At 70.4% G+C, this 12125-nt stretch carries 11 protein-coding genes and 3 pseudogenes; 10 read left to right on the top strand and 4 right to left on the bottom strand.

The features are described from left to right. The first annotated feature begins 16 nt into the window (after positions 1-16). A complete protein-coding gene (locus JD77_RS26050) occupies positions 17-1246 on the top strand; it encodes a coiled-coil domain-containing protein (protein ID WP_145776576.1) in 1230 nt (409 codons plus the stop codon). Between the two features lie 341 nt (positions 1247-1587). Here the strand turns inward: JD77_RS26050 and JD77_RS26045 are convergent, their stop codons facing one another. Next, a complete protein-coding gene (locus tag JD77_RS26045) occupies positions 1588-2268 on the bottom strand; it encodes a TetR/AcrR family transcriptional regulator (RefSeq protein WP_145776575.1) in 681 nt (226 codons plus the stop codon). 50 nt (positions 2269-2318) lie between these two features. Between JD77_RS26045 and JD77_RS26040 the strand changes: the two genes are divergently transcribed. Next, the gene (locus JD77_RS26040) at positions 2319-3329 is read left to right on the top strand and encodes a glycoside hydrolase family 113 protein (RefSeq protein WP_145776574.1); all 1011 of its coding nucleotides are present in this window, start codon (positions 2319-2321) and stop codon (positions 3327-3329) included. Between the two features lie 112 nt (positions 3330-3441). Here JD77_RS26040 and JD77_RS26035 read toward each other — a convergent pair whose 3' ends face one another. The 3 genes from JD77_RS26035 to JD77_RS26025 all read right to left on the bottom strand — a co-directional run bounded on the left by JD77_RS26035 (position 3442) and on the right by JD77_RS26025 (position 5390). Further along, positions 3442-3843, bottom strand: a complete 402-nt coding sequence (locus tag JD77_RS26035) for a hypothetical protein (protein ID WP_145776573.1) — start codon at positions 3841-3843, stop codon at positions 3442-3444. Between the two features lie 395 nt (positions 3844-4238). Continuing rightward, positions 4239-4874: a hypothetical protein gene (locus JD77_RS26030; RefSeq protein WP_145776572.1), complete on the bottom strand. Its 636-nt coding sequence runs from the start codon at positions 4872-4874 to the stop codon at positions 4239-4241. Positions 4875-4940: 66 nt separating this feature from the next. Continuing rightward, positions 4941-5390 (bottom strand): hypothetical protein, encoded by a 450-nt coding sequence (locus tag JD77_RS26025; RefSeq protein ID WP_145776571.1) that lies wholly within the window; start codon positions 5388-5390, stop codon positions 4941-4943. An 830-nt stretch (positions 5391-6220) separates the two neighbouring features. On the opposite strand from JD77_RS26025, the gene JD77_RS26015 reads away from it, so the two are divergent. From JD77_RS26015 to JD77_RS25980, 8 genes and pseudogenes are all read left to right on the top strand, one after another. Continuing rightward, positions 6221-6424 carry a hypothetical protein gene (locus JD77_RS26015; protein ID WP_145776570.1) on the top strand — a complete coding sequence of 68 codons (204 nt, stop codon included), beginning with the start codon at positions 6221-6223 and terminating at the stop codon, positions 6422-6424. An 81-nt stretch (positions 6425-6505) separates the two neighbouring features. Further along, positions 6506-6820, top strand: a pseudogene (locus tag JD77_RS26010) (transposase); the annotation flags it as partial. 66 nt (positions 6821-6886) lie between these two features. Then, the gene (locus JD77_RS26005) at positions 6887-7483 is read left to right on the top strand and encodes a site-specific integrase (RefSeq protein WP_145776568.1); all 597 of its coding nucleotides are present in this window, start codon (positions 6887-6889) and stop codon (positions 7481-7483) included. 83 nt (positions 7484-7566) lie between these two features. After that, a pseudogene (locus JD77_RS26000) lies at positions 7567-8388 on the top strand (IS5 family transposase); the annotation flags it as partial. A gap of 194 nt (positions 8389-8582) precedes the next feature. Further along, a complete protein-coding gene (locus tag JD77_RS25995) occupies positions 8583-9266 on the top strand; it encodes a tyrosine-type recombinase/integrase (protein WP_145776567.1) in 684 nt (227 codons plus the stop codon). Beyond that, complete coding sequence (locus tag JD77_RS25990) at positions 9263-10201, top strand: tyrosine-type recombinase/integrase (RefSeq protein WP_145776566.1); 939 nt, start codon at positions 9263-9265, stop codon at positions 10199-10201. Before JD77_RS25995 ends, JD77_RS25990 begins: the two co-directional genes overlap by 4 nt. Next, positions 10198-11187, top strand: a complete 990-nt coding sequence (locus JD77_RS25985; RefSeq protein WP_145776565.1) for a tyrosine-type recombinase/integrase — start codon at positions 10198-10200, stop codon at positions 11185-11187. Before JD77_RS25990 ends, JD77_RS25985 begins: the two co-directional genes overlap by 4 nt. A 99-nt stretch (positions 11188-11286) precedes the next feature. Beyond that, positions 11287-12111, top strand: a pseudogene (locus JD77_RS25980) (IS701 family transposase); the annotation flags it as partial. Positions 12112-12125: the final 14 nt, after the last annotated feature.

Raw genomic sequence — 12125 nt, 5'->3', positions numbered from 1 at the left:
GCGGTGCGGCTACAGCGTGTGCGGCGCGACGCTGGTCTACAGCGGGTTCGGCAGGCCGCAGGAGTTCTGCAAGGACCGGCGGTGGCAGCCGGGTAACCGGACGTGCAAGGAGATGGCCGCCGCCGAACGCGCGGCTGAGCTGGCCACCGGCCTCGACGCCCCGCTGGCCACGTTCCGGGCTCTCGCGGCCGACCTGGTGCCGGCGCTCACCGCGCTGACCGCCCGCCTGGATCCGGTGCTGCCGGCGGTGCAAGAGGTCGAGGCCGGCGCCCTGGCCCGGATCGCGGAGGCCGAGACCGCGATGGCGGCCGCCGTCGAGCGCGCCCAGACGGCGGAGGCGGAGCGGGACCAGGCCCTCAACACCGCCCACCACGCGGAGCGGGAACGGGCGGCGGCGCAGACCGAGCGGCACGCCGCCGTCGCCCGCGCCACCGCGGCCGAGCGGGACGCCGCGGACGCGGTCGCCCGCGCCGCCCAGAACGTCGCCGAAGCCCGCAAGGCCCAAGGCCGCGCGGAGGCCGAGGCGGAGGCCCGCGCGGCGACCGCCGCCCGGGAGATCGAACGCCGCCGCGCCCTGCAAGCCCAGCACGACGACGCCCGCGCCCAGCTTCGCGACGCCCGCGCCGAGGTCAAGACCCTCACCGGCGAACTCCGTACCGCGGAGAAGACCAGCCGGGCCGAGCAGTCCCGCGCGGACCGCGCCGAAGCGATCGCCGCCACCGTCACCGCCGAACGCGACGCCGCCCGCGCCGAGAGCACGCGTCTCGCCGGCGAGGTGGCCGACCTGCGCGCCCAACTCGACACCGCCCGCACCACCATCGAGGGGCTGCGCGTGGACCTGGCCGCCGCGACCGGCCGCGCCGAGACCGCCGAGCAGCGTGCCGCCGACCTGGCCGAGCAGAACACCGTCCTGCGCCGGGACCTGGCCGACACGCAGGCGCAGGTCCGCGCCACCGACGCCGCCCGCGCCACCGCCGAGCAGCGCGCCGAGCAGGCCACCACCGTGGCCGCGGCGGCCGCCGCCGACCGGGACACCGCCCGCACCGCCCTGGCCGAGGCCGAGACGGCCCGCCGCGACGCCGACGCCGACCTGCGCGCCGCACGGGCCGCCCTGGCCGAGGTACGCCGCCAGGTCGACCAGCTCCACACCGACCGGCGGGCCGCCGAACAGGCCGCCCAGGACGCCCGCGCCGAAGCCGCCCGACTCCACGCCCAGCTCGACCAGGCCCAAGGGAAGCGGCGGTGACCCGTCGGCCTGGACGGGCCGGCGCTTGTGTAGCTGGCCCTCGGCGGCGACTCCCCCACCACCAACTCCGACGACAGCACCAGCGCCACGGTGCTGCCGTTCCGCACCGGCACCCGCCGCTGACCCCGAGCCGGTTTCGCTGATCCAACCTGTCGTCAAACGCTGTCGTCAATTCGGATCGGCTTGCATTGGATCGGCGGGCGAGGCTCCCGTGGTCGGGCGTGATCCATTGACCTTGGTCCGTTGGTGTCGTCAAATGACCCTTTGCCGACAGTCAGTCCGAGCCTGCGGTCGAAGGCGCGGCCCGGCTCCTGCCGCAGCTGTGGGAGCTGCTGCGCAGGCTACCGCCGAGCCCGGCCGGTGCCCTGGCTCCTGTCGGGCTCTGAACCGCCGGCTGCGCCGATCCCGTCCAGGACCACCCGCAGGCCGAGCTCGTACGTGTCGGTCGGAGTCAGCTCGGCGAACACACGCGCAAGGGTCGGCAGCGCCCCGCCCGCGACCGCTGCAGCCAGGTAGCGCCGCACCTGCTCGTCGTTCGGCGCGCCGGTCTGCTGCTGCAGCGCGCCGGTGACGTAGCCGATGAACGCCGCGGCGCGGGCGGCCGCGGTCGCCGGTGTGGGATCGAGGGCGTGCAGCGTTTGCCAGACATGCTCGGTCAGCCGGAGCCCATGCGGGCCGATCGGGTCTCTGGCGCCCATCAGGCGCGGCAGCCACGGATGGCGCTGCGCGACCGCCCGCAGCCTGCGCGCCAGCGCGGTCAGAATCTCCCGCCAGTCCGTGCCCGAGGGGCTTTCCACCTGGCCGTACGCCGTGTCGAGCATCAGGTCGAGCAGGTCGTCCTTGGTGCCCAGGTGCGTGTAGAGGCGCATCGGCAGCACCCCGAGGTCGGCGGCGACGCGGCGCAGGGTGACGGCCTCCAGCCCCTCGCTGTCGGCGACGGCGGTCGCGGCGGCCACGATGCGCTCGAGGTCGAGGTCGACGCCCCGGCGAGCCGGGGCAGGGCGCTCCCAGATCACACTCATGCGATACAGTGTATCGCATTATCCGATACGCTGTATCAGAAGGAGGTGCCATGCCTACCCTGGGCATGAACTACGACGTCGGCTCGTACCTGCTGCCCGACCGTCCCTCGCGGCCCGATTTCGACCCGGCGGCCGCCCGCACCGAGATCGACACCATCGTCGGCACGCTCGGCTGCACCGCGCTGCGCATCAGCGGCGACGACCCGGCCCGGCTGGAGGCCGCCGCCCGGCTGGCCCTGGACCGGGGCCTGACCGTGTACCTGTCGCCGGTCCGGCACAACCTGCACCCCGACCAGGCCCTGGCCTACCTCGCCGACACCGCCCGGCTGGCCGCGGACCTGCGCCGCCACGGCGACGTCGTGTTCGTGGCGGGCCTGGAGGCGAGCTTCTTCCTGCGCGGCTTCCTGCTCGGCGACACACCGCTGGACCGCATCCGCACCGCGATGCTGCCCTGGCGGCTCATGTGGAGCACCGTGCGGCTCGGCAGCTTCCACCGCCGCCTCAACGCCTACCTGCACAGCGCAGCCGCGACCGTGCGGGCCGAGTTCGACGGGCCCGTCACGTACGCCAGCGGGCCCTGGGAGGAGGTCGACTGGACTCCGTTCGATCTGGTGGGCGTCAACCTCTACCGCGACCGCCGCAACCGGGGCCGCTACCGCGAACTGCTGCGCGGCTACGCCGGGCACGGCAAACCGCTGGTGCTGACCGAGTTCGGCTGCGCGGCCTACCAGGGCGCGCCCGGCCTCGGCGCCACCGCCTGGACCATCGCCGACCGCTCGGCCATCCCACCCCGGTTGACCCGCCCCGTAGTGCGCGACGAGCGGGTCCAGGCCGACGAGCTGCGCGACCTGCTGGAGATCTACCAGTCCGAGCCGGTGTCGGCGGCGTTCGTCTTCACCTGGGCGCAGTACACCTACCCACACGTCGACGTGCCCGAGCACGACCTCGACACCGCGGGCTACGGCATCATCGCGGTCGCGGCCGACGGCTCGTGGCGCCCGAAGGCGGCATTCGACATGCTTGCCGCCCGCGCGGCACGGGCGGGCGGCGAGCAGGTCTGAGCCGGCCGCGTCCCTGAGCGGTGGGCGCGGTCGGCGGCCTGTCAGGCGGGCCCGTGCGCCGCCAGGAACTCGAAGAACGCCCTGCGGGCCAGCGCATGGTGCCCGGGGTTGATCAGCCGGGCGCCCCAGTGAGCGTCAGCGGCCGGAGCTTCCGCTGCCGGGTTCGGCGTAGGGAGTGTGGCTGCGGGGGACGGCCCCGGGGTGCGCCTGGTCGATACAGCGGACCAGCGCCTCGCGGACCTCCCATTTGAGGGCGTTGATGTGGTCGCCGTCGGGTGCGCTGACCAGGATGATGAGTTTCCCGGATGCCGTCGAGGCGCAGATCGTCGTTGACCGGCTCGAAGTTCTCGTCGTAGACCCTGAAGTGGCCCCGGTCGTCCCGCGCCAGGTGCAGTTCGTCGGCGTCGTTGGCGGTGACCACCTTGGTGATTTCGGTGTCCCAGCCGTTCTCGTCGGCCTCGACCCGCACGAACACCGCGGCCTCGTACTGGACCCAGCGCACTGTCTTCGCCACGTGGGCAACTTACACAGTTACGGCCATCGCCGCCCGCCACCGGGGTGCCCGCCGTCGCCGTCGTCGTCGACACCCCGCTGGAGGTCTGCCTGGCCCGCCAGGACCAACGGCCCGGCCCCTGCCCGGCCAGCGGTGGGGACGCGCCGTACCCACCACCGTGGTCCGCAACCAGCACGCCCGCACACCGGCCAGCCTGGACACCCTGCACACCAAGGGCTTCGCCCGGGTGGTCCGCGTCGACCAGGCAGACCAGCCGGACTGACCCGGCCCCCAGGGGCCCGCCGGCGAGTTGCGCGCCGCGATCGGCATGGATGCCATCGACACTGCGACCGGCATGCCGAGCTGACCGGGCACGCGAGATGCGGTGGTGCCCGCGCGGAAGGGGCGGCGTCAGATCAGATGCTGGCGTGCAGGTCGGGCTGGGGCAACATGCGCAGTTGCGCGGCCATGACGGCGTCCTGCGGTCCGGTGACCATGACCAGCGACGTGCCGACATGGCCTCCGCAGGCAACGAGCGGCGCTCCGGTGGCCATGTCCGGGCAGGCGAGGTAGACCCACTTTGTGGCGTCCCGGCCGTCCACGGACAGCGTGCGGGTTCCGGTTGGCTCGGGCGGGTTGTTGGTGTCGAGCCGGTCGACGTACTGCGGCGGTGGTGGGCCACTGCCCCAGGGGGGCGCGCCTCGGCGCCCTGCTAGTGCGAGCTGGTAGTTGATTAGGGCCGTCCACAGGTGGTGAACGACAGAGGCGCCGCCGGTGTCGTCGCGGACCGTGATGACATCAATGGTGGCGTCGTCGTCGAGTTCATGACCGACGCGGACCTCGACGGGCCTCGATCGGCCCAGGTCGCGGGCGACACCGTGCGCGTCGGCGGTCGTGGTCTCCCCGTGCCAGCCGACCATGTGGGTGCGGTAGTGGGGGGCCTCCAGCATGGCGAACCTGACCCCGAGCCAGCCGTAGATCTCCTCCGGCGTGGGCGGTGTCCGCGCCCCGCTGGGGTCGTGCTGACCTGACTGTCCCGGGGTGTACGCCATGCTGGAGGCTCCCTCACCTGTTCCGTGTCTCGCGCCGCGGCCTACCCGCTGCCGCAGCTCAGGTGATTACAAGTATGCGCTGGCGGAGGGGCCGTGGGAGTAGCAGATGGTGCCGTTGGACAGGGTGGCGATGCTGCCCAGGAAGACGTCGGCGTAGGCCCAGCCGGGACCGCTGGAGGTGAACCCCTTGGTCTTCGCCCAGAAGTGCGTCGGCGTGGACGGATCGTTCCAGGTCTTGGTGCTCGAACCGTAGTTGTCGATCACGCCGACAGCCCAGTTCGTGTAGACCGCGCCCGGCCAGTCGCTGCGGATCGTGTAGCCGGTGTAGATGGACGTGTAGTGCTTGCTCGTGTCCACCGCTGTGAAGTAGACGAACGAGCTCCCGCACTCGCCGGGCACCTCGTTGAGCGGGGTGATCGCACCCTTCTTGACGGCGTACTCGACGCCGTTGCTGTCGACGCGAACCTCGTAGCCGTTGGCCTCGGCGATCTTGTGATCGACGCCGACTCGCTTCATCGGCGTGACGATGTAGGTGGACGCCGGGTCAGGTTGCGCCGCGGGCGCGGCTGCGTGAGCGGCGGCGGGCGACAAACCGGCGGCCATCGCCATACCGGCCACCATCACGGCAGCACGTAGACTTGCTCGGAACCGCATAGGTCCTCCTTCTGAAGGGGCTGGGCTTCGCGCGGATACGGTGGCTGCGGTGCCCAATCACCGCAGCCACCCATGCATCCGAGCCCGATCTTCGTATCAGACCATCGACAAGTTTCGCTGCCCCCGCCGCCGGCCCCAACGGCGAGCGACCAGACTGGCGCCGGCGATGGACGTAGCTCAGCATGAACAGCGCACCCGAATCGTGCTCGCAGATCGCAATCAGCAGGTCACTATATGTGTCGCTCTGGACTTCATCCACCTCCCGTGTGATGTGTATCGCACTTCACTGCAGGGCTCGGTAGAGCGTGGATCGGCCGACGCCCAGGTGCTTGGCGATGGCAGTAACCGACTCGAGCGCATCCTGGCGCTGGCCGAGGAACTGAGCGTGTGGACGATCGAGGCGCTGATGGCCAAGCCCGACGAGCAGGTGGCTTGGGAATCGCTCCTCGGCCGGCCTCCGGCCCGGCCGCGCTGACGCCTACCGGCGACGGGTGGCCGGGTCGCGGCGTTGCCCCGGGGAAACGCTGCCACCACCTGATTGACCAACCGGGCTGGCCGGGGTTGCCGTTTGCTTCAGGCACGAACGGCAACCCCGACCCCGCTCACAGCGCAGGCCAGGCCGCCTGTGACAGATTCCGGTCGGCAGGCGACTGACACTGTCTGTGTCAAGGAAGGTGGCCATAGAGGCGGACTTGGGGAGGGGTGCTCTGTCTGACCGGGCGTTCGTGCAGCGGCTGCGGGCCGCTGGCGGTCCGTCGCACGAGCTGCTGGTGCTGCTCGACCAGCACCGCGTGCTGACCACCAACCAGTTGGCCCGGGTCACCGGTGCGCCGGTCGGCACGGTCCGCATACGGCCCGCCCATAGCTTCCAACCCAACGCTAAGGGGTTGATCTAGCGGGAGGGCGGTTAGTACTGCAACGGCGGGTCGTGGCTTCGGCTGCTGATCGTTCGTTGACTGGTTGTGGTGGATGCGCAGTTGGTCGGGTCGTGGGATGCCGGGTTGGAGGAGTTGTTCTTCCGGTTCTCGCATCGGTTTACTCGAGTGGAGCCGCGGCGGCGGGCGTGGGCGTATGTGCGGGGGTTGCTGGCGCCGTTGGAGCGGCGCAACGGCTGGACCCTCGCGGAGCAGGCTGGGCATGTCTCGCCGGACGGGTTGCAGGGCATGTTGTGCAGCGCGGCGTGGGACCGGGACGCGGTCCGCGATGACGTACGCGACTACGTCGTGGAGCAGATCGGCGATGCGGCCGGGGTGCTCGTCGCCGACGAGACCGGGTTCGTCAAGAAGGGCACGTAATGCCGAGTTCGGCATTAGCGGCCTTATGACGAGCCGACGGTTATGCCGTGTTGCTCGTGAGCGGTGCTGGTCAGCACGCTGATTCTTCGGTCGCCGTGCGGCATTACGCAGTGGTTGTCCGTCGTGGTCGAGGGTTTCTCGTGTCTGGTCGATGTGTCCATCGACAGACAGGAGAAGATCATGGACGCGGAGGATGTGGGACGGCGTCGCCGTCGAATCGTGGTGCAGGGACCGCTCGCGCCGTTCGCTGACGGGCTGCGCGAGGACCTGGCGGGGCAGGGGTTCTCGCCGGACACCATCGTCGATCATGTGCACCGGTTGGCGGATCTGAGCCGCTGGCTGGTCGAGCGGGGTCTGGTCACGGGCGAGTTGACCAGCATGGTCGTGCGGGAGTTTCAGCAGGAACGCCGGTCAGTTGGTGTCCGGGCCGGGAGCAGTGAACGGGCGTTGGCGCCGATGTTGGGGTATCTGCGCAGGCTGGGGGCGGTCCCGCCGCCCGCGGCCATGGCCGCGGTGACGCCGGTAGATGTGTTGTTGAGCGAGTACCGCCGGTACTTGGAAGACGAGCGCGGGTTGGCCGCGGGCACGGTGAAGCACTACCTGCGGTGCGCTCGGACGTTCTTGACTGGGCTTCCTGGGCCGTTAGAGACCGTCGGGTAACCAGCTCCGAGCGTTCTGTTACGGGGAGACACGTCGATGCCAGGTGCTCGACAAATAGATCATCCCCGCCATGATCGCGTTGTGTGCGCAACTGCAACTGTGGCGGGGATGACGCCCGTTCATGCTATCCGTCGAGCTTGACCGATGCGATGTGGGCGATCCTCGCGCCCTTGATGCCGGTACGCGACCTGCGTAAAGGCGGCCGGCCGCGCAAGTGGGGAGATCGGCTGATCCTGGATTCGATCTTCTATGTGCTGCGGTCGGGCTGTCCGTGGCGGATGATGCCGCGGGATCTGGCGCCACCGGACGCGGCACATCGCTGGTTCACGACGTGGCGGAAGAACGGAACGTGGGACGCGATCCACGACGAGCTTCGCCGGCAGGTGCGGGTAGCGGCCGGTCGTGAGCCGGAGCCGACAGCGGCGGTGCTGGACGCCCAGTCCATCAAATCCAGTGAGGGCGGCGAATGCCGTGGGTTCGACATGGGCAAGAAGACCACCGGCCGCAAGCGGCACCTGGTCGTGGACACGATGGGGCTGATCCTGGTCGTGATGGTCACCTCCGCCTCGGTCAACGACCGTCCCGGTGGCCGGCGGATCCTGGCGCGGCTGGCCGAGGCGTTCACCACCATCGCCCTCGTGTGGGCCGACGGCGGCTACGCCAACAGCATCGACTCCACTCTGCTGACCTGGGCGAAAGAGCAGCTCGGCATCCTGGTGGAGATCGTCAAGCGCAACGACGACGTCAAGGGCTTCAAGGTCCTACCGCGCCGGTGGGTGGTAGAGAGGACGCTGGGTTGGCTGGTCCGTAACCGACGCCTGGCCCGGGACTACGAACGGCTGACCGTCAACTCAGAGGCCATGATCAAGGTAGCGATGATTCGACTCATGACGATACGCCTGGCCGGTCAAACGATCCGCTGGGCCAACGCCACCGAGCGCGAAGCCGCCCAACGCATCAACGTCGAGCGACTTCTCGCCACGTAGTCACCCGGTTACCCGACGGTCTCTTAGAGGAGGCGCTGCCGCGGCTGTCGGCCGAGCAGGTCATCGACTTTGTGCGGGACTGGAGCACACGGCGGCGTAGTACGGCGTTGGACATGGTGACGCTGCCCGCGTTGCGGTCGCTGCTGCGGTTCTTGCACCTGGCCGGACGCGTTGCGACGGGGTTGGCTGGCGCGGTCCCGGCTGGGCGGGGTCGGCCCCGCAACCTGGCCCAGCCGCGGGCGGCCGGCCGCGAACATGTCCGGGCGGTGCTGGCCGGCTGTGATCGAGGCAGCGTGGTCGGCCGTCGGGACTACGCGATCCTGCTGATGCTGGCCCGGCTGGCGATGCGCGGCAGTGAGGTGGCCCGGCTGGAGTTGGCCGACATCGACTGGCGGGCGGGCGAGTTGACCGTTCATGGCAAGGGCGGCCGGGTCGATGTGCTGCCGTTGCCGGCTGATGTCGGCGCGGCGATCGCCGACTACCTGCTGCACGCCAGGCCGGCCACCGCCGCGCGGAACGTGTTCATCACGGTCAAGGCGCCGTTCACCGGGCTGGCGACCTCGTCGGTCACCGTGCTGGTCGGTGCCGCGTGCGGCCGGGCCGGGGTGTCCCGGTTCGGGCCGCACGGGATGCGGCACGCGACGGCCTGCGATCTGCTCGCAGCCGGCGCGTCGATGGAGGAGATCGGGCAGTTGCTGCGCCACGCCCAGCAGCGCACCACCGCGATCTATGCCCGGCTGGACCAGGCCCGGCTGGCCGAGCTGGCCAGGCCCTGCCCGCAAGGAGCGCCACGATGAGCATCCGCGCCCGGGCAGAGCAGTACCTCACGATGCGCCGCGCCCTGGGGTTCACGCTGCGCGGCGAGGGCCGGTCGCTACTGGAGTTCGCCGACCGGCTCGACCGGACCGGCCAGCCGACCGTCACCATCGCCGCGGCGGTGGCATGGGCGAGCGAGCCCGACGGTATCACCGCCGCGCGCAAGCGGCAGCGCCTGGCGATAGTGCGAGGCTTCGCCCGCCACCTGGCCGCGTTCGACCCGGACTGCCAGGTCCCACCGCCCGGGCTGCTGCCCGGCCGGGCGCACCGGCCGACTCCTTACCACTACTCGGCTGAGGAGGTCGCGGCGTTGGTGCACGCCGCAGGCACGATCGCCGCGCCGCTGCCCGCGGCAACGATGCAGGCCCTGATCAGCCTGCTGGCCGCCAGCGGCCTGCGCGTCGGTGAAGCCCTCGCCCTCAACCGCGACGACATCGACCCGCACGCGGCGGCGGTGACGGTGACCGGCAAGAACGACCAGACCCGCCTGGTCCCGCTGCACCCCACCACGACACAGATGCTCGCCGGCTACGCCGTCCGCCGAGACCAGCTCTGCCCCACCCCAGTCTCGCCCGGGTTCTTCCTGACCACCACCGGCCGCCGAGTCCAGCATCGCGGCGTGCACCAGATCTTCACCAGACTCCTGGCCGCCGCCGACATCCACACCCCGCCCGGACACCGCCGTCCCCGCATCCACGACCTGCGGCACACGTTCGCGGTCAACGTCCTGATCGACTGGTACTCCGCCGGAGTCGACGTGTCGGCCCGACTTCCGGTGCTCTCGGCGTTCCTCGGCCACAACAGCCCGGAATCCACCTACTGGTATCTGCAAGCCACCCCGCAACTGCTGGCCCTGGCAGCGCAACGCCTCGACACGGCAGCCCAGCCGAGCCGCAGGGAGGTGACCACGCCGTGACCACGCTCGCACCGCTGCTACAGGCGTTCTTCACCGACCGGCTGATGACCCAGTACGGCGCCAGCCCGCACACCATCGCCTCCTACCGCGACACCCTGCGGCTGCTGCTCACCCACATTCACCAGCAGACCGGGAAACTCCCCGCCCAACTCGACCTGACCGACCTGGACGCCGTCACCATCGGCGAGTTCCTACACCACCTGGAAACCAAGCGCGGCAACACCGTCGCCACCCGCAACAACCGGCTGGCCGCGATCCACTCCCTGTTCCGCTACGCCAGCCTGCGCGCACCTGAACACGCCGACCTGATCGCCCGGGTCCTGGCCATCCAGACCAAACGGACCGCCACCACGATCGTCAGCTTCCTCAATCCCACCGAACTCGACGCCCTGCTGGCAGCCCCCGACACCACCACCTGGCACGGCTGCCGAGATCATGCCCTACTCACACTGACCGCACAGACCGGACTACGCGTCGCGGAGCTGACCGCGCTCACCACCGGTGACCTCCAACTCGGTGTCGGCGCGCATGTCTACTGCCACGGCAAAGGCCGCAAAGACCGCTGCACCCCGCTGACCGCGCACACCGTCAACATCCTGACCAGCTGGCTCACCACACACCGACCCGCCGACACCAACCCCCTGTTCACGACCCGTCGCGGCACCCGGCTCTCCCACGACGCCGTCTCCGGCCTCGTCGCCAAACACGCTGCTACCGCAGCCCGCACCTGCCCATCACTGCAGGTCAAGCACATCACCCCGCACACCCTGCGACACACCGCGGCGATGAACCTGCTCCACGCCGGCGTCGACATCACCGTCATCGCGCTCTGGCTCGGCCACGAAACCCCGGCCACGACCCGCATCTACCTGCACGCCGACATGGCCCTCAAAGAACAAGCCATCGCCCGGACCACCCCGCCGAACACCGACCCCACCCGCTACCAGGCCAGCGACGATCTACTCGCCTTCCTCGAACAGCTCTGAACACGACCCTCCAACGGTTATGCCGCGGTCGAAGGCCAAACAACCGCCGAACAACACGGCATCCGCACCGACCACGGCATAACCGTCGGCTCGTCATAAGGCCGCGCCTCGGCGGGGGTCCAACGGCAGTATTCAGGCACGGCGGGCAAGACGGAGAACTGCCAGATCGGCACGTTCCTGTGCTACGCCACGAGTCGGGGCCGGGCGTTGATCGACCGGGAGTTGTACCTGCCCAAGTCGTGGACCGGCGACCGGGACCGGTGCCGAGCGGCGGCGATCCCGGACGAGGTCGAGTTCGCCACGAAGCCGCAGCAGGCTCGGGCCATGCTGGAGCGGGCGATCACCGCCGGGGTGCCGTTTTCGTGGTTCACCGCCGACGAGGCCTACGGGCAGAACCCCGGCCTGCGGGGCTGGCTGGAGGAGCAGGACATCGCGTATGTGATGGCCACCCGATGCGACGACGAGGTGCCCTCCGGGCTGCATACCACCACCCGCGTCGATGAGCTGATCGCCAGAGTACGTGCGGGCGCGTGGCAGCGGCTGTCGTGCGGCGATGGCGCGCACGGACCACGCCGCTACGACTGGGCCCGGGTGCCGATCCGCCGCACCTTCGCCCACGGCCGCCGCGGCTGGGTCCTGGCCCGACGCTCGATCAGCGACCCTAGCGACATCGCCTACTACGTCTGCTTCGGCCCCCGCGGCATCCGACTGCGGGAACTCGTGCGGGTCGCCGGTAGCCGTTGGTCGGTGGAGGAATCGTTCCAGACCGCGAAGAACGAGGTCGGCCTGGACCAGTACCAGGTCCGCCGCTACGACGCCTGGTACGGCCACATCACCCTGGCCATGGCCGCTGCCGCGTTCCTCGTCGTCACCCGCGCCCGCGAAGCCGCAAAGGGGGCACCACCGGCAGCGAGGGCGCCCTGATCCCGCTGAGCAGC

Source organism: Micromonospora olivasterospora (assembly GCF_007830265.1).
Classification (GTDB): domain Bacteria; phylum Actinomycetota; class Actinomycetes; order Mycobacteriales; family Micromonosporaceae; genus Micromonospora; species Micromonospora olivasterospora.
The sequence above is the reverse complement of the archived record's forward strand: the minus strand, read 5'-3'. Positions and strand labels throughout refer to the sequence as shown.

Coding starts and splice junctions, on each gene's coding strand:
- JD77_RS26045 (WP_145776575.1), bottom strand. CDS start 2,268: ATGAGTGTGATCTGGGAGCGCCCTGCCCCGGCTCGCCGGGGCGTCGAC.
- JD77_RS26040 (WP_145776574.1), top strand. CDS start 2,319: ATGCCTACCCTGGGCATGAACTACGACGTCGGCTCGTACCTGCTGCCC.
- JD77_RS26030 (WP_145776572.1), bottom strand. CDS start 4,874: ATGGCGTACACCCCGGGACAGTCAGGTCAGCACGACCCCAGCGGGGCG.
- JD77_RS26025 (WP_145776571.1), bottom strand. CDS start 5,390: ATGAAGCGAGTCGGCGTCGATCACAAGATCGCCGAGGCCAACGGCTAC.
- JD77_RS25995 (WP_145776567.1), top strand. CDS start 8,583: ATGGTGACGCTGCCCGCGTTGCGGTCGCTGCTGCGGTTCTTGCACCTG.
- JD77_RS25990 (WP_145776566.1), top strand. CDS start 9,263: ATGAGCATCCGCGCCCGGGCAGAGCAGTACCTCACGATGCGCCGCGCC.